Genomic DNA, 17,098 nt, shown 5'->3' with positions numbered 1-17,098 from the left:
CCTCCGACCTCAGATGTAACCCTTGATCAGCTCCTCGGCGATCTGCACGGCGTTGAGCGCGGCGCCCTTGCGCAGATTGTCGCTGACGATCCACATCGAGAGGCCGTTCTCGACCGTCGGATCGGTCCGCACGCGGCTCACGAACACCGGGTCCTGACCGGTGACTTCCTTCGGCGTCACATAGCCGCCGGCCTCCCGGCGATCGATCACCAGGATGCCCGGCGCCGCCGAGAGAAGCGCGCGCGCCTCGTGCTCGTCGAGCGGCTCCTCGAGCTCGAGATTCACTGCCTCGCCATGGCCGATGAACGTAGGCACGCGCACGCAGGTCGCATGGACCTTGATCTTCGGGTCGAGGATCTTCTTGGTTTCGACCACCATCTTCCATTCTTCCTTGGTCGACCCGTCGTCCATGAACACGTCGATGTGGGGAATGACGTTGAAGGCGATGTTCTTGGTGAACTTCTTGGGCTCGAGGTCCTGATTGACGAAGAAGCTCTTGGTCTGGTTCAGCAGCTCGTCCATCGCCTCCTTGCCGGCGCCGGAGGTCGATTGATAGGTCGACACTACCACGCGCTTGATCTTCGCCGCGTCGTGGATCGGCTTCAGCGCCACCACCATCTGGATGGTCGAGCAGTTCGGATTGGCGATGATGCCGCGGCCCTTGTAGCCCTTGATGGCGGCAGCATTCACTTCCGGCACGACCAGCGGCACGTCCGGGTCCATGCGCCAATAAGAGGTGTTGTCGATCACGATGGCGCCGGCCTTGGCCGCGCGCGGGCTGTGCTCGGCCGAGACCTTGGCGCCGGGCGACGACAGGACAATATCGATGCCCTTGAAGTCGAACTTGGCGAGGTCCTGGACCTTCAGCACCTGGTTCTCGCCAAACGAGGTCTGGCGGCCGACCGAGCGCGACGAGGCGAGCGCCACGACGTCATCTGCCGGGAAATTCCGCTCGGCCAGGATCTGCAGCATTTCATGACCGACATTGCCGGTCGCGCCGACGACGGCGACTCTGTAACCCATGATTTCTGCGCCTTCGCTAGGGAGCGGAGGAGATAGGCGCTGAGGGTAGCTTTTGCAAAGATTCTTCGCCTCTCCCGTCTGACGGGGAAGGCTATTCGGCCGAAGCCCCTGACGCCTTGATGATGGGCAGCCAGAGGTCGAGGTCGTCCTTTACCACCTTTTGTGCCGCTACGGGCGGTCCAGGCGGCAGGGCTTCAATTCCCTGGGCCTGCATCTTCTCGCGGATCGGCGGCAAATAGGCGATCCGGTTCAGTTCGGCGTTCAAGCGCGCGACCACCGCGTCGGGCACGCCGGCGGGCGCAGCGAAGCCCATCCAGGTGTCGACGACGTAGTCCTTCACGCCGGCTTCGATCATGGTCGGCAGGTCGGGCAGCAGGGTCGAGCGCTTCTCGCTGGTGACGGCGAGCGCCTTGAGGCCGCCGGACCGGATCTGGCCGAGCACGGTGGGCGTGTTGAAAAGGCCCATCTGCACCTCGCCATTGACCACCGCCATGATACCGGCGGGCGTCGCGCGATAAGGCACGTGCTGCAGCTTCAGCCCGGTGCGCAGCTCGAGCAGCACGCCCGACATGTGGTGCGAGGTGCCGACACCGCCCGACGAATAGGTGTACTCGCCGGACTTGGCGCGGGCCTGCGCCAGCAGGTCGGCCACCGTTTTTGCGGGATTGGCCGGATGCACGATCAGCACGTTGGAAACGCCGCCGCTGATCGCCAGGGTCGTGAAGTTCTTCAGCGGGTCATAGCCGGGATTCTTGTAGAGCCCGATGTTGAACACCTGCGTGCCTTGCGAGACGAGGGCGACGGTGTAGCCGTCGGGCGCCGCACGCGCGGCCTCGGCGATCGCAATCGTGCCACCGGCCCCGGTCTTGTTGTCGACGACGACAGTCTGGCCGAGAGCCTTGGAAAGCTCGTCGGCGAAGAGGCGAGCCACGATGTCGGCGGTCGCGCCGGGCGCCAGCGGCACGATCAGGCGGATCGGCTTGCTCGGCCAGGTATCGGCGCGTGCAGCAACGGCCGGAAGAAGGGCAGAGCCCAGCAGCAGCGTGCGTCGTTTCATAGGCCCACCGAATTGGCGACGAGTTGCGCGAGCTGTCGGCGCAAGCGCGCGATCAGCGGCCCGGCACCACGCTGACCGAGCAGGTTCTTCATTTCGTACGGATCGCTCTTGAGATCGTAGAGCTCGTCGCACTCGACGCCGTTGAGCGACTTCTGTGTCCAGTGGATGTATTTGTGCCGCTTGGTGCGGATCGCCTTGTAGCTCATGCCGATCAGCCACGGCATGGCGTTCTCGCTGAAGTACTCGCACATGAACGACGTGCGCCAGCCGCGCTTGCTGCCGCTCTTCGACAGCGGGCGCAACGACAGGCCCTGGATGTGATCGAAGTCGTCGCCTTTGGCGCCGGCGAGGTCGAGCACGGTTGGCGCGATGTCGAGCGCCAGCACCAGATCGTCGTTCACCGTGCCCGGCTCGAACCACGCCGGGTAGCGGATCAGGAACGGCGAACGGATGCCCTCCTCGTAGGCGAAGCGGCGCTCGGGCCCGAGGCCGTGCTCGCCGAAGAAATAGCCGTTGTCGCCGAGGAACAGGATGAAAGTATTGTCGAGCTCGCCGGTCTCCTCGAGCGCCTTGAAGACATCGGCCATCCCCTCGTCGACCGAAGCCATCATCGCCGCGCGGAGACGGATCTCCTCCTCGGTACCGGCCTGCATGCCGTCGAGCAGCTTGCGCGAGGCCTTGTTGGTCCGCAGCTCGTGCGCCTCCGTCCAGGCCGGCTTCTGCTTCACGACCTCGGACGGCGCCACGGCGTTTGGCCGGCGCGGGAAATGTTCACCCTTGTAGAGATCGGCGTGGCGCGCGGCCGGCAGGTAGCCGCCGTTCTTGAAGTCGATCGTGCCGTCGGCCGCCTGGTAGGCGTCGGGATGGACCGCCTTATGGGCGAAGAACAGCGCGAACGGCTTGTCGCGCTCCTGTCGCAGGAACTCTACCGCATGCTTGTTCAGAAGATCGGTGATGTAGCCTTTGTGCTGGCGTTCCTTGCCGTCGATGTTCAGCACCGGATCGAGGATCGAGCCGTGGCCGGGGAAGCTGACCCAGCGATCGTAGCCCGGCCGTGGCCCGCCCGAGTTGCCCATGTGCCACTTGCCGACATGGGCGGTTTCGTAGCCCAAGCGCTGCAGGATCACGTGATAGTTGGGCAGGCGATGGCTGTGCGCGTCGCGCGCCACGTTGTCGATGATGCCGTGCCGGCTGGCGTACTGGCCGGTCAGGATCGAGGCGCGGTTGGGCGAGCAGAGCGGGGTCGTGTGGAAGGCGGCACTGAACATCGCGCCTTCGTGGCCGATCCGGTCGATGTTCGGCGTCTTCATGTAGGGATGGCCGCAGATCCCCAGCTCGTCGAACCTGAGATCGTCGATCAGGACGATCAGGAAATTGGGTTTGCGCTTCTTGTTCTTGGCCATCGATTTCCCCCTGCACGTCGCGTGCCGGAACGCACGCTAACGGGCGGTCTTGACGGAGACCAGAGGCCCGCGCCCTTAATCACCCGAACGCTTATCGAGGATCAGCAATGACCGACTCTGCCCTGCCTCTGGCGGGACTGCGCGTATTGGACATCAGCTCTTTCATCGCCGCACCGGCCGCCGCCGTCGTGCTCGGCGACTGGGGTGCTGAGGTGATCAAGGTCGAGGGGCCCGACGGCGATCCCAATCGCTCGATCATGCACGACTCGTCGAACTACCCGAAGGCCGAGGTCAACTATCCCTGGCAGATGGACTCGCGCAACAAGCGCTCGATCGTGCTCGATCTCAAGAAGCCCGAGGCGCGCACCGCACTCGACCGGCTGATCGAGAAATCCGACATCCTGATCTGCAACTTCCCGCCGCCGGTGCGCGACAAGCTCAGGCTCGCCTACGACGACGTGAAGGCGGTGAACCCGAAGCTGATCTATGCCTCGCTCACCGGCTATGGCGAGACAGGCCCCGACCGCGACCGGCCGGGCTTTGACGCCACCGCCTATTTCGCCCGCTCCGGCCTGCTCGACGCACAGCGCTACGAGGGCGGCCCGCCCGGCGTCCCGGGGCCGGCGCAGGGCGACCGCGCCACGGCCATGGCGCTGGTTTCCTCGATCCTGATGGCGCTGATCCATCGCATGAAGACCGGCGAGGGCTCGTGGGTCGGCACGTCGCTGCTCGGCAACGGCCTGTGGTCGTGCGGCGTGATCGCCCAGGCGGCCCTGGTCGGCGCCTTCCTGCCGCATCGCCCACCGCCCGACCGGCCGCGCTCGGCGCTGGGCAACATCTACCGCACCTCGGACGATCGCTGGCTGCAGCTCACCATCGTGCGCGCCGACAAGATGTGGCGCCCGCTGTGCGAGGCCCTGGGCCTTGCTACCTTGCCGGACGACCCGCGTTTCAGCGCGGAGACCGAGCGCCGTCTCAACTCGGCCGCCCTGGCGCAGATCATGAGCGACATCTTCGCGACCCGTCCGTACGAATACTGGCGCGAAGCGCTGGTCCGGCATGGCATCACCTTCGGCGTCATCAGCCGGCCGCAGGACGTGCCCGACGACCAGCAGGCCGTCGCCTGCGGCGCGGTGGTCGAGACCGCGATCCCCGACATGCCGCGCACGCTGGCCAATCCGATCCGGCTGAGCTTCGCCGAGCAGCGGGTCGCCCATCCGGCGCCCGCGCTGGGCCAGCACAGCGAGGAGGTCCTGCGCGAGGCGGGCATGAGTGCGGCGGAAGTCGCAGCGCTAAGGACCGCGGGAGCGATCCGATGAGCGAGCCCTTGCTGCCTCTCGCGGGGCTGCTCGTCCTCGACATCAGCACCTTCATCGCCGCGCCTGCGGCCGCTGTCGCCCTGGCCGACTACGGAGCCGATGTCATCAAGATCGAGGCGCCGGGCGAGGGCGACCCGCACCGCCACAACTACAAGCGTGCCGCCACCTATCCCCGGAGCGAGAACAACTTCCCGCTGCAGCTCGACGGCCGGCTGAAGCGCTCGCTGGCGCTCGACCTCAAGAAGCCGGAAGCACGCCCGGTGCTCGAAAGGCTGATCCGCCGCGCCGACATCATGATCGTCAACTTCCCGCCGCCGGCGCGCGAGCGCCTGCGGCTGCGCTGGGAGGATGTCGAGACATTGAACCCGCGCCTCGTCTATTGCTCGCTCACCGGCTACGGCGAGACCGGACCGGATCGCGACCGGCCGGGCTTCGACGTCACGGCCTATTTCGGCCGCTCCGGCATCCTCGACTCGGCGCGCTACGAAGACGGCCCGCCCGGCCTGTCGCTGCCCGCGCAAGGCGACCGCGCCACGGCGATGACGCTGGTGGCAGCGATCCTTCTCGGCCTGCGCCATCGCGACCAGACCGGCAAGGGCTGCTGGGTCGGCACGTCGCTCTATGCCAACGGCGCCTGGGCCAACGGCACAACGCTGGCGGGTGCCGCGATCGGCGGCACGCTGGTGACGCGCGAGCCGCCGCACAAGCCGAAGAATGCGCTGACCAACCTCTATCGCACCAGGGACGATCGCTGGCTGCAGCTCCTGATGGTGCGCGACGACCGCCTATGGCCGACTTTCTGCCAGGTGATCGGCCAACCGGAGCTCGCGAGCGATCCTCGCTTCACCGACCGGGAGGAACGCCGTCAGCGCGCGCTCGAGCTGCATGGCATCATCGAGCCGGTGTTCGCGTCCAGGACCTACGCCGAGTGGGAAGCCCTGCTCTCGACCACCGGCATTCCCTTCGGCGTGATCGGCCGGGCCGTCGACGTGGTCGACGACGAGCAAGCCAAACACGCCGGCATCTTCGCCGAGACGACCAATCCCGACGTGCCGCGCACCGTCAACAACCCCATCCGCCTGGGCTTCGCCAAGCCGCGCATCTCCGGCCGGCCATCCGCCGTCGGCGAGAACAACGAGGACGTGCTGCGCGAACTGGCTTACAGCGACGACGAGATCGAGGCGCTGAAGAAGGCTGGCGCGCTAGGCTGAGCGCCCTTGTCGTCCTGAGCGCAGCGAAGGACCTCACGCCAGCCGCAGACTCGCTGGTCGTTCGGTCAGGTCCTTCGCTACGCTCAGGACGACAGGACAATGCAGAGGGAGGTTGTCTTGGTACGCAGCGGCGAAATCGTCTTCACTGGGATGGACCGCGTGGTATTCGGCCGTCCGGCCGCCGAGGCCGTGATCCAGAGCGCGGAGCGGCTCGGCGCCAGGTGGGTGTTCCTGCTCACCAGCGGAACGCTCAACCGCACGACCGATGTGGTGCACCGGATCGCCGACGCGCTGGGATCGCGCTATGCCGGCGTGCATGACGACATGCCCGCGCACACACCGCGCGACGCGGTGGTCGCCTGCGCCAACAAGGCGCGCGAGGCCGGCTGCGACCTGCTGGTCAGCGTCGGCGGGGGCTCGACGACCGATGGCGGCAAGGCCGTCACCATCTGCCTCGAGCACGACATCCGCGAGCCGGACGGGCTCGAGCCCTTCCGCACGGTGGTCGACGAGATCACGGGCAAGCGCAGCTTTCCGGCGTACCGCGCGCCGCGGGTGCGCCAGATCTGCGTGCCGACCACCCTGAGCGGCGGCGAGTTCCATGCGCGCGCCGGCGTCACCGAGCCTCGGTTGCGGCTGAAGCAGGCCTACATCCATCCCGGCATCATCCCGCTCGCGGTGATCTTCGACCCCGCGATCACCGTGCACACGCCGGAATGGCTTTGGCTCTCCACCGGCATCCGCGCGGTCGATCATGCGGTCGAGACCTACTGCTCGATCGACGGCAACGCCTACTTCGACAGCACCTCGCTGCAGGCCCTGCGCCTGCTCGGTCGCGGCCTGCCGGCCGTGAAGCGCGACCCGGCCGATGCGGCGGCGCGGCTCGACTGCCAGATCGGCGCGTGGATCTCGATGACGGGCATCGTCAGCGGCACCCGCATGGGGGCGAGCCACGCCATCGGCCATGTGCTCGGTGGCAGCGCCGGGGTGCCGCATGGCTACACCTCCTGCGTCATGCTGCCGGCCGTGCTGGCGTTCAATTCGACAGTCAACGCCGACCGGCAGGCAGAGATCAGCGCCGCGCTCGGCGCGCCCGGAAAGCCCGCGGCCGACGTGCTCGACGGTTTCATTTCGGGTCTCGGCCTGCCGCGGAAATTGCGCGACGTCGGCGTCAAGCACGACGACCTGCAGCGCATTGCCACGAACTGCATGCTCGACGACTGGACCTTTTCGAATCCCCGCAAGATCAACGGGGCACAGGAGATCGTGCCGATCCTCGAATCGGTGTACTGACTCCTCAGTTTGTGGTGAGGATGGTCCGATGCATCGACGATTGCTGATCCGCTCCGCTGCTGCCGCAACCCTGCTGCCCGCCGCGGCGCGGGCGCAGCCGTTCCCCTCGAAGCAGTTGCGAATCCTGGTCGCCACGCCGCCGGGCGGCGGCCTCGATCTCGTGGCGCGCATCCTGGCGCAGGAGCTGACGAAGAGCGCCGGCCTGTCGATTCTGGTGGAGAACAAGGTCGGCGGTGCTGGCACCATCGCCGTACGCGAGGCGCTGCGCGCCCCACCCGACGGCTACACGATCCTCCTGGGCACGATCGGCATGCTTGCGGTCAATCCCTATGCCATGAAGGACGCGGGCTACAATCCGCCGACCGACATCACGCCGATCTGCATGGCGGTCGATTTCTCCAACGTCCTGGCGGTGCATCCCGACGTGCCGGCCCGCACGCTCGCCGACTATCTCGAGCTCGGGAGGCGGCCGGACGGCATCGACTACGGCACGGCGGGCATCGGCAGCGCCGGCCATCTCGCGGGCGAACTGCTGCGCGTGCGTAGCGGCGCGCGGCTGAACCACGTGCCGTTTCGCGGCGGCGGGCCGGCGATGAACGACCTGATGGGCGGGCACATTGCCTCGGCCATGGCGAGCGGTCCCACCGCGACCAGCGCGATCCGCGAGGGCCGTATCCGCGCGCTCGCGCTGACGGCCGCTCAGCGCACGCCGATCGATCCCGACGTTCCGACCATCGCCGAATTGGGCTTCCCCGGCTATGCCGCCACCAACTGGTATACGCTCGTGGTGTCGTCAAAAGTGCCTCGCGACATCGTCGACCGTCTCAACACGCTGATGAACGGCGCGCTCGGCGCATCGGAAGTGCGCGAGGCCTACGCCCGCCAAGGCATGATGACGCTCGGCGGCACGGTGGACGATGCTGCGGCCTACATCGCGCGCGAGACGACGGTCTGGAAGAAAGTGATCGCCGACGCCGGCATCCGAATGGAATGACGGCGAATTCCTCCCTGCGCGACGCGCGGGGAGGAACGCCAATCGTCAGACGCTGATCTCGTTCAGCTCCTTGCCGGCGTGCTCGGGCACCCAGAGCCAGACGCCGATCGCCATCAGTACCATGAACACCGGGATGCACAGGAAGGCGAGCTTGAAGGAGCCGGTCGACTGCTGTAGCGCGACCGTCGCGAACGGCCACAACACGAAGCCGACGAAATACGCGATCGCCCAGACCACGCCGTTGGCGACGCCGCGGATGCGGGTTGGAAAGATCTCCGCGGTGAGCACGGTGCTGGGCCCCCAGAAGCCCAGGAAGCCGAAGCTCCAGGCCAGGCCGAAGATCCACAGCAGCAGATGGTTGTCGGTGTAGATCCAGGCGACGAGGAACACCGCGCCCTCGAGCAGCGTGACGACGAAGCCGACCCGCCGGCCGAACCGATCGGCGAGCCAGCCGGCCAGCCACAGGCCGAAGAAGCCGACGATGCCCCAGGAGACGTAGAAGGCGCTGTATTCCGCCGTCGACCAGCCCTTCTCGCGGGCGAGGTAGAGCGGCATCCAGGCGCCGACGGTGCCGAAGATGCAGGTGCTGCAGCAGGCAACGAAGAGCGCGACGAACGTCGACGGCAGCACATCGGGCATGAAAACCTGGCGGATGCCGACCCGGTCGGCCTTGAGGAACCAGGCGCGGTCGACCTCGCTCACCGGTTCGCCCTTGCGCAACGCCGTCCCCACGCGCGTCCGGCGGTCCTGGGCCCGCACCCAGTACGGCGATTCAGGACAGGTCGCGCGCACATAGATCGCCAGCAGCGCGATGACGCCGGGCACCATCACCGCCGTCCGCCATCCCCAGTTCGCGGCGGCGATCCCCGTGATCGCACCCGCCAGCGAGGCGCCGAAGCACCACGCCGCGCGATTGATGCTGATGACCCGGCCGCGCAGGCGCGCCGGCCAGGTCTCCGCCACCAGCATCGAGCCGAGCGACCATTCCCCATTCAGCGCGAAGCCGACCAGCGACCGCGCGATCACGAACACCGCGAAAGTCGGCGACAGGGCGACGACCGGCATCAGCAGCGAGAACAGGGCAATGTTGATGGCGAGCAGGGTTCGCCTCCCGTAGCGGTCGGCCAGCCAGGGCCAGAAATAGAGGCCGGCGATGCCGACAAAGAGCGAGATCTGCAGGCCGGTCCGGTACTCCGGCACGGTGAGGTTGAAGTCCTTGATGATCAGCGGCGAGACGAGCGCGAAGATGACGCCGTCCATTCCGTCAAAGCCCCAGCCGAGTCCGTTGGCGACGGCGATGTGCTTATGCGTCGGGGTGATCGGGCCGTCGCCGGCGACGGCCCGATAGTTCGCGTTCTGCATGTGCTTTCGCTCAAGCGGGCCGACGATTGCCGGTTGAAACGAAGGCGCGTTGGGGAACCCACCCGCCCCATCGGCTGTGGTTGTGCTCATTGGCCGTTCCTCCTGTGCGGCGGGTTCGGTGCAGCCCGCTTTCTCTCTTCTTATTTTCGCTCAGCGTTGGCCCAAGGCCCCAAGTGTCATCTTTGCCGGAGCAAAGGCCGCTGCGTCATGTTCGATCATCGTCACCCATCGCGAGAAGGCTCACAAGCAAAACGCGGCATCACACTGCGGCACTGCAATCGCGATGAAGCGCTCGCCATCATTCATCTCGAGATCCTTCGCGGCGCTCAGAGCTTGTGAATGTATGTCCGTAGCTCTCTTTCCCCCTCATCCTGAGAGCTTGTGAATTTATCGGCCGGCAGTGAGGAGACGAATCTGGCTACCCCTCCGCCTCATCCTGAGGAGCGCAGCGCAGCGAAGCGTCTCGAAGGATGGCGACGCGAAGGACGCACGGAAAGTGCTGCGATCTCGGCATTTTTTCGAGGTTGTACGAGTTGCCACCCTTCGAGACGCTCCGCTGCGCTGCGCTCCTCAGGGTGAGGTAAGTGGGTGGCAAGATCGTCATTGAGTCGCGACGTCGATTTTTTCACAAGCTCTCGGGATGAGGCAGGCGTGCAGCCATCGACCGAAAGATTCACAAGCTCTCAGGACGACGGACATCAGATGAGAGCGCGAGCCGAACGTCCGGCAATCTCGCCACGCCGCCCGCCTACCAGTCGCCTACTCGCTCGCGTCGTGGATGACGATGCCGGCCAGCAGATCTGCCTGCTGCTGCCACGGCTTCTCGGCCAACACCTTGCGGGCGTGGTCGTACCCTGCCTTCCAGCGGTTCTCGATGCCGGCGCGGGTGAAGTCGATGTCCTTGGTGTGATCCTCGCCATCGAGGCGCGGCGACAGCAGGCGCACGAGATGCATCAGCGTGCCGCAACCGTATTCGGCCATGTCCTGGACCGCGGGATCCTCCCGGACATCGGGCGGGAGGCGTTTGGCGAGCTCGCGCACGACGTGGCGCAGGCGATGAATCTGCGCCTGGCGCGCGACGTGGCTCTTGCCGCGGCTGGCAAACTGGATGTCCTTGTGGCGCGCCATGACCTGCTGGATCGTGGTCGGATGGGCACCGACCGGTTGCCAGACATCGACCGCGAAGATCAGCGAGTCGCGGCGCGGCACGTCGTCGAGCACGACCTCTATCGGGGTGTTGGAATAGATGCCGCCGTCCCAGTAGGGCTCGCCGTCGATGGTCACCGCCGGGAAGGCGGGGGGCAGGGCGCCGGAGGCCATGATGTGCGCGGCGCCGAGCGGCATGTCGCGCGAATCGAAATAGCGCATCGCGCTGGTCCGCACGTTGACCGCACCGACCGACAGCCGCACGCGCCTCGCCTTCATGCAGTCGAAGTCGATCAGTCGGCCGAGCGTTTCCCGCAGCGGATCGGTCGAGTAATACGACGCTTTCTCGAGCCCGAGCGCGAAGGTCGGCCCCCAGATCGCCTGTGGGTTGGGCGTGAAGAAGCCCGGGATGCCGGACATGATCGTCGACAGGTTGGTGACCGCGTTGCCGAAAATCGACGTCGGCCAGAAATGGTCGATCGCTGCCTTTCGTGCCACGCCATCCCAGAATTCGCGAAGCCGCTCGATGCGCCGCCCCGGCTCGTTGCCGGCGATCAACGCGCCGTTGATGGCGCCGATCGAGGTGCCGATCACCCAGTCGGGCTCGATGCCGCCTTCCATCAGCGCCTGGTAGACGCCGGCCTGGTAGGCGCCGAGCGCGCCGCCGCCCTGGAGCACCAGGACCACCTGCTCCTTGATCGTGCGTTCCGCCGTCGACGGAACAGGGGCCATGGCGTTCATGGTCGGGCTCCTCAGTGGGCGGCGGTGCTGGCGGCGATCGAGGCGGCAACCTCGGAAGCCATGTGGAACTGCGCCTCGCGCGTGGTCACGCCGTGGCGATGAGCAATCCAGGCGAAGTCGGTCCAGACGACCCATACCGCGCCCTGCGCGTCGCGATAGACCAGCATGCGCACCGGCCAGTCGAGGCCGGCCTGCGGGTTGGCGGTCATGAACTGCGTGCCGAGCGGCGGGTTGCCGAAGATCAGCAGGATCGACGGCCGCAGCTCGATGCCGGCCTTGGCGGCGAGCGCCGACTGGTCGATCTCCTGAAAGAAGACGATGCCCTTGGCGGCGATGTCCTTCTTCAGGCGTGCGACCGTCTCCTCTACGCCGTAGGCGCTCTTCCGGGCGATCACGCCCGAGGTCGACGACGCGGCGGGTTTAACGCCTTCGGCGGCGACGTGCGGGGCTTGCGACAGCATCATCGCGAAGGCGAGGGCGGCAGCGGAGCAGGCTTGGGCGATGCAGTTGGGCATTGGAGTCTCCTTTGTGTGAGCGCGTTATCGCGTGACGCCAGAGTGCGGGACGCTGCTTGCGACCTGAAATGCCGTTGCGGCATCGGCTCGATGGTCTGGCGCTATGAGGCGGCGCGTGAGCAGGGCGCCGAGGCCGAGTGCCGCACCGATGCCGGCCACGCAGGCGGCCCAGCCGAAGCGATCGAAGACCAGCCCGAGCGCGGCGCTGCCCACCAGGCCGCCGAGGAAATAGCTCGCGAGATAGAGGCCGCTTGCGGCGCCGCGGTCGATCGTGGCGGCGCGTCCGACGAAGCCGGTGGCGGTCGCCTGGGCGAAGAAGGTGCCGACCGCGACCAGCGCGAGGCCGAGCAGAACGGCGGCGAAGCTCGCGCTCAGGAGCAGCGGCAGGCCCGCGGCGGCAAGGGCGAACGAGGCCCACAGCGCCGGTCGCGTGCCGATGCGGGCCACGGCCTTGCCGGCGAGCGGCGTGGTGACGATCGATGGCAGGAAGACGAAGTAGACCGTGCCCAGCATCATCATGCCGATGCCGAAACCGGGGCCGGTCAGCACGAAGTTGACATAGGTGAAGGTGCCGATGAAGGCGAACAGGATCAGGAAGCCGATCGCAAAGGCCGAGCGCAGCGCCGGCTGGCCGAGATGGCGCCGCCAACTGGTGACCGGCGAGGCGTGGCTCATGTCCGCTTGCGCCATCGGTGGCGTGCGCTCGACGGTGAACCAGACCAGCACGGCGCCGCCGAGGTTGAGCGCGGCGAAGACGGCGAAGTTGGCGGCGAGCCCCAGCTGATCGACCACGCCAGCAGCAAGCAGGCGGCCGAACAGGTTGGAGGCGACGTTGCCGGTGATATAGGCGGCAAAGGCGCTCGCAGTATCGGCCGCGCTGCTGTGCTCGCCGAGATAGGCGAGAGTGAGCGCGAAGGCGGTCGACATGCAGAGGCCCTGCGCGATGCGGAGCGCGGTGAACACCGGCAGCGGCGGCATGGTGGCCAGCAGCAGCGTCGGCAGCGACAGGATCGCGAGGCTCAACAGGATGCCGCGCCGACGATCGATCGTTCGGCCGAACAGGGCGACCGCGAGGCTGCCGACCGCCATGCCGATCGTGCTGGCGTTGACTGCGAAGCCCATCGCGCCCGGGCTCACGCCATAGGACGCGGTGAGCGAAGGCAGGATGGCCTGCGTCGCGAACAGGTCGACGACGGTCAGGAAGGCGGTGAGGCCGATCGTGAACGCGCGCAGGGCACCCGACATGGTCCGTATCCTTCGGATTACATGTTGTGGTCGTTGGGATCGTGCAGGATGTCGAACGACAGCAGCACGACCGGCGTCTTGCCCTGGTTGTTCCACCAATGGGCCGTAGCGTGCGTCTCGCGCGCCACCTCACCGGCCTTGTGCAGGATCGGCACGGCGCAGTTGCTGGCATGCTCGACGATCTCGCCCGACATGACGTAGATCAGCGCCGGCCGGTCGCCGTGGCTGTGCCACGGCACGACGCCGCCGGGCTGCACCTCGAGCTTGCGCACGCGCATCATGTGGCCGGCGAGCGCAACCTTCTCGCCGGCGAGGTCGATCTGCGCCAGCACCTTGTCGGTCACTCCCTTGGCCGCGGCCGTCGAGGGCTTGGTGGCGTCGGCACGCATCTGGCCGGCCGGGCATTCGCCGGCGAAAGCCGGACTGGTGAAGGCAAGCCCCGCGAGCAGGGCCGAGGCAACGAGAGTCCGCTTGAACATGGGTATCTCCATCCGGTGAGCGCCACGACCGGGCCGGTCGCGGGCGATGGCACCAGCATCGGAGTCCCGGCGGCCGGACAGAAATGCCGACTGCGAATGGTTTCGATAGCCTGCCTGTCAGCGGCGTGCTTCGCCGGCTCGTCCCTATGAGCTCGCGTTGAGCCAGGGAAAGGCCAGCACCTCGCGCACGAAGGCGCCGACCGACGGCACGTGCGGCCGGCCGCGCACCGTCACGACCTGGATGGTGCGCACGATCTCCGGCTCGATCAGCGGCCGCACCTTGAGGCCGGGCATGGTGACGGCGAACTCGGGGATGAAGGTGAAGCCCAGCCCGGCCATCGCCATGCTCTGCACCCAGTCGTCGCGGTCGGAACGGAAGACGATGCGCGTCTGCGCGCCCTGCTGGCGGAAGATCCTGCCGGCGTGGCCGAAGTACTCGCACTGCACCCGGTTCACATAGGCCTGCTCGTGCAGGTCTGCGCAGCGCACTGCGTTGACCTTGTCGAACGGATGGCCCGGCCCGACGCCGATCACGAAGCGCTCGTCGTAGAGGCGGCGGGCATGGAAGCGCTCGTCGATCTCCTCCGGCTGGCCATACACGGCGACGTCGAGCTCGCCCTGCGCCAGCCGCTCCTCGAGCAGGGTGTTCGAGCCGTCCTGGACCACGAGGTTGACCTTGGGATGGCGCTCGCGAAAGGCCTGGAGGAAGGGCACGAAACGGCGCGGGCCGATGGTGCACATGATGCCGAGCTTGAGCTCGACGTCGTCCAGCCGGGCGAAGCTCCTGGCCCGTTCCTTGGCGGCATCGGTCTCGATCAGCACTTGGGTGAGGTGCGGGCGCATCATCTCGCCCAGCCCGGTGAGGTGGGTGTTGTTGCGCTCGCGGCGGAACAACGGCCCGCCGAGCTCGTCCTCGAGCCCCTTGATCGCGCGCGTGAGCGACGGCTGGGAGACGTTGCAGCTCTCTGCCGCGCGGGTGAAGTTCAGCGTCTCGCAGACCGCGAGAAAGTATCGAATCTGGTGCATTTCCACGGCAACAGTCCCCCGGAAGCGCGCCTATTGTGCCTCAACTGACGATAGCTTGCGGCTATGAATTGCCAGGCCAGTGGGTATTTCCCGTCATCGGGCTGCTGCGGCAGGCTGCAATCCTGATGAGTCTCACCCAGACGCTCCGACAATTGAGCCAACGCCATACGGCCGCGCTGTCGACACGCGATCGGGCCGATTTCGAGGACGAGCTCGATCGCCTGCGCATGATGCGGCTCACGGAGGAGGGGATCGGTCTCGGCGACTATCTGCCCGACTTCGCACTGAAGGACTCCGCCGGCCGGCGCTGGGTGTCGTCCGAGCTGCTCGACCGCGGGCCGCTGGTGCTGGCGCTGTTCCGCGGCGGCTGGTGCCCCTATTGCGACCTCACCATGGTTGCGCTCGAGGAAGCGCGGCTGGCGATCGAGGCGCTGGGCGCGCAGGCTGTCGGCATCATGCCCGACATGCCCGAGCAGGTCGCCGTGACCGCCCGCCATCGCGGCATCGGCTACCTGCTGCTGAGCGACCCGGCGAATGCCTACGCACGGACGTGCGGCCTGGCCTATGAGCTGTCGCCCAACCACATCCGAATCCATCGCGAACGCGGCCGCGATTTCCCCAGGCTGCACGGCGACACCAAATGGCGCCTGCCGGTGCCCGCGGTGTTCGTCGTGCGCCCCGACGCGCGGGTTGCGTTCGCCTTTGCCGATGTCGATCCGGCGCGCTGGCCCGATCCGGAGGAGCTGATCGCCTCGCTCGACGCCTTGCGTGATGCTCACCCGCTATCGACTCGGTAGCCATCCGGCATTTCAGCGCCGCGCCGCCGAAGCGCACCCTGCGATAAACCTCAACACCAGGAGATCGCACCATGCTTCAAGGCAAGACCGCCATCGTCACCGGCTCGACCAGCGGGATCGGGCTCGGCATCGCCGAGTCCTTTGCCCGGTCGGGCGCCAATGTCGTGCTCAACGGCTTCGGCGACACGATGCAGATCGAGAAGACCCGCGCTGAGCTCGCGCATGCGACCAACGCCCGGGTGGTCTATTCGCCGGCCGACATGAGCAAGCCGCGCGCGATCGAGCACATGGTGCGTCAGACCGCCGATACGTTCGGCAGCGTCGACATCATGGTGAACAACGCCGGCATCCAGCATGTTGCGCCGATCGAGGAGTTTCCCGAAGAGAAGTGGGACGCGATCCTGGCGATCAATCTGTCGTCGGCTTTCCACGCCACGAAGCTGGTGCTGCCGATGATGCGCGCCAGGGGCTGGGGACGGGTGATCAACGTGGCCTCCGCCCATGCGCTGGTCGCGTCGCCCTACAAGGCGGCCTACGTTGCGGCCAAGCACGGCGTGCTCGGCCTCACCCGGGTGACGGCGCTCGAAGCGGCCGAGGACGGCATCACCTGCAACGCGCTCTGCCCCGGCTACGTGCGCACGCCGCTGGTCGACAAGCAGATCGACGACCAGGCTCGCGCGCACGGGATCGACCGCGAGAAGGTGATCTCAGACGTGCTGCTGAAGAACCAGCCCAACAAGCGCTTCGTCGAGGTCGCGGAACTTGCGGCGCTGGCGTTGTTCCTGTGCACGGACCACGGCGCCTCGGTAACCGGCGCGGCGCTTCCGGTCGACGGCGGCTGGACGGCACACTGAGGCCGGCAGCTCTCCCTCGTCGTACCCTTCGAGGTCTCGGCGAGGCCGGGACAAAGGGCATCGACCACGACTACGCATGACACGACATGACACGGCGCGGCCGCAAGGCTTTGCGCTGTGTCGTCGTTGGATCCGCGCCTGCGGGCCACACGCGGATCCTCTAGCGAGAGCATAGGCACCGCGCATCGATCCGATAGGGAAGCGATATTTCAGTCCGGGACGGTGCGGCGGCAGTGTGCGGCCACCCGAAAGGGCCATTCACGTAACCCAGGAGACCATCATGAAATCCACCTTCGCCGTTGCTGCCGTACTGAACGCAGCCGCCCTGTTCGCCGCCGCCATTCCGGCCAACGCCCAGGGCGGCGCTACCGAGAAGTGCTATGGCATCGCCAAGGCCGGCAAGAACGACTGCCAGACCAAGCATTCATCCTGCGCCGCAACCTCCAAGAAGGACGGGCAGGCCGATGCCTGGCTCACCGTTCCCGCCGGCACCTGCGCGAAGATCGTCGGCGGCAAGCTGACTGCGTCGCAGAGCTGATCGTCCCCATCGGCCGCCGAGTCCGGTCCCTTCGGGCCGGCACAACCCCCGCCCCAACCCCACACCGGCCCTCCGGCCGGCGGCCGTCCCTTCTT

16 protein-coding genes are annotated in these 17,098 nt (G+C 67.0%); 7 read left to right on the top strand and 9 right to left on the bottom strand.

From position 1 onward, the window contains the following. Positions 1-9: 9 nt before the first annotated feature. The 3 genes from ACQY8M_RS04790 to ACQY8M_RS04780 all read right to left on the bottom strand — a co-directional run bounded on the left by ACQY8M_RS04790 (position 10) and on the right by ACQY8M_RS04780 (position 3,483). Entirely contained in the window at positions 10-1,023 is a 1,014-nt protein-coding gene (locus ACQY8M_RS04790; RefSeq protein ID WP_428669393.1) for an aspartate-semialdehyde dehydrogenase, read from the bottom strand. 91 nt (positions 1,024-1,114) lie between these two features. Beyond that, positions 1,115-2,080, bottom strand: a complete 966-nt coding sequence (locus tag ACQY8M_RS04785) for a Bug family tripartite tricarboxylate transporter substrate binding protein (protein WP_428669391.1) — start codon at positions 2,078-2,080, stop codon at positions 1,115-1,117. Then, the gene (locus tag ACQY8M_RS04780; protein ID WP_428669389.1) at positions 2,077-3,483 is read right to left on the bottom strand and encodes a sulfatase-like hydrolase/transferase; all 1,407 of its coding nucleotides are present in this window, start codon (positions 3,481-3,483) and stop codon (positions 2,077-2,079) included. Before ACQY8M_RS04780 ends, ACQY8M_RS04785 begins: the two co-directional genes overlap by 4 nt. Positions 3,484-3,590: 107 nt before the next feature. Between ACQY8M_RS04780 and ACQY8M_RS04775 the strand changes: the two genes are divergently transcribed. The 4 genes from ACQY8M_RS04775 (at position 3,591) to ACQY8M_RS04760 (ending at position 8,300) form a co-directional block, all read left to right on the top strand. Next, positions 3,591-4,802 carry a CaiB/BaiF CoA transferase family protein gene (locus ACQY8M_RS04775; protein ID WP_428669387.1) on the top strand — a complete coding sequence of 404 codons (1,212 nt, stop codon included), beginning with the start codon at positions 3,591-3,593 and terminating at the stop codon, positions 4,800-4,802. Then, complete coding sequence (locus tag ACQY8M_RS04770) at positions 4,799-6,013, top strand: CaiB/BaiF CoA transferase family protein (RefSeq protein WP_428669385.1); 1,215 nt, start codon at positions 4,799-4,801, stop codon at positions 6,011-6,013. Before ACQY8M_RS04775 ends, ACQY8M_RS04770 begins: the two co-directional genes overlap by 4 nt. A gap of 150 nt (positions 6,014-6,163) precedes the next feature. After that, positions 6,164-7,306, top strand: a complete 1,143-nt coding sequence (locus ACQY8M_RS04765) for an iron-containing alcohol dehydrogenase (protein ID WP_428675311.1) — start codon at positions 6,164-6,166, stop codon at positions 7,304-7,306. Between the two features lie 28 nt (positions 7,307-7,334). Next, on the top strand, positions 7,335-8,300 hold the full coding sequence (locus tag ACQY8M_RS04760) for a Bug family tripartite tricarboxylate transporter substrate binding protein (protein ID WP_428669383.1): 966 nt from the start codon (positions 7,335-7,337) through the stop codon (positions 8,298-8,300). 45 nt (positions 8,301-8,345) lie between these two features. Here the strand turns inward: ACQY8M_RS04760 and ACQY8M_RS04755 are convergent, their stop codons facing one another. From ACQY8M_RS04755 to ACQY8M_RS04730, 6 genes are all read right to left on the bottom strand, one after another. Continuing rightward, a complete protein-coding gene (locus tag ACQY8M_RS04755; RefSeq protein WP_428669381.1) occupies positions 8,346-9,752 on the bottom strand; it encodes an MFS transporter in 1,407 nt (468 codons plus the stop codon). A gap of 669 nt (positions 9,753-10,421) precedes the next feature. Further along, positions 10,422-11,549 carry a patatin-like phospholipase family protein gene (locus ACQY8M_RS04750; RefSeq protein WP_428669379.1) on the bottom strand — a complete coding sequence of 376 codons (1,128 nt, stop codon included), beginning with the start codon at positions 11,547-11,549 and terminating at the stop codon, positions 10,422-10,424. An 11-nt stretch (positions 11,550-11,560) separates the two neighbouring features. Next, a complete protein-coding gene (locus ACQY8M_RS04745) occupies positions 11,561-12,064 on the bottom strand; it encodes a DUF302 domain-containing protein (RefSeq protein WP_428669377.1) in 504 nt (167 codons plus the stop codon). A 24-nt stretch (positions 12,065-12,088) separates the two neighbouring features. After that, on the bottom strand, positions 12,089-13,309 hold the full coding sequence (locus ACQY8M_RS04740; RefSeq protein WP_428669375.1) for an MFS transporter: 1,221 nt from the start codon (positions 13,307-13,309) through the stop codon (positions 12,089-12,091). A gap of 17 nt (positions 13,310-13,326) precedes the next feature. Further along, positions 13,327-13,788, bottom strand: coding sequence for a cupin domain-containing protein (locus ACQY8M_RS04735; protein WP_428669373.1), 462 nt, complete (start codon positions 13,786-13,788; stop codon positions 13,327-13,329). Between the two features lie 144 nt (positions 13,789-13,932). Beyond that, positions 13,933-14,814, bottom strand: a complete 882-nt coding sequence (locus ACQY8M_RS04730; RefSeq protein ID WP_428669371.1) for a LysR family transcriptional regulator — start codon at positions 14,812-14,814, stop codon at positions 13,933-13,935. Between the two features lie 152 nt (positions 14,815-14,966). On the opposite strand from ACQY8M_RS04730, the gene ACQY8M_RS04725 reads away from it, so the two are divergent. The 3 genes from ACQY8M_RS04725 to ACQY8M_RS04715 all read left to right on the top strand — a co-directional run bounded on the left by ACQY8M_RS04725 (position 14,967) and on the right by ACQY8M_RS04715 (position 17,003). After that, the gene (locus ACQY8M_RS04725; protein ID WP_428669369.1) at positions 14,967-15,611 is read left to right on the top strand and encodes a peroxiredoxin-like family protein; all 645 of its coding nucleotides are present in this window, start codon (positions 14,967-14,969) and stop codon (positions 15,609-15,611) included. A 71-nt stretch (positions 15,612-15,682) separates the two neighbouring features. Then, positions 15,683-16,465 (top strand): 3-hydroxybutyrate dehydrogenase, encoded by a 783-nt coding sequence (locus ACQY8M_RS04720; protein ID WP_428669367.1) that lies wholly within the window; start codon positions 15,683-15,685, stop codon positions 16,463-16,465. A gap of 280 nt (positions 16,466-16,745) precedes the next feature. Continuing rightward, entirely contained in the window at positions 16,746-17,003 is a 258-nt protein-coding gene (locus ACQY8M_RS04715; RefSeq protein WP_428669365.1) for a DUF2282 domain-containing protein, read from the top strand. Positions 17,004-17,098 lie beyond the last annotated feature (95 nt).

The organism is Reyranella sp. (assembly GCF_965279465.1).
Lineage (GTDB): Bacteria > Pseudomonadota > Alphaproteobacteria > Reyranellales > Reyranellaceae > Reyranella.
Note: the sequence above shows the minus strand (reverse complement) of the source record. Positions and strands in the feature narration are given on the sequence as shown.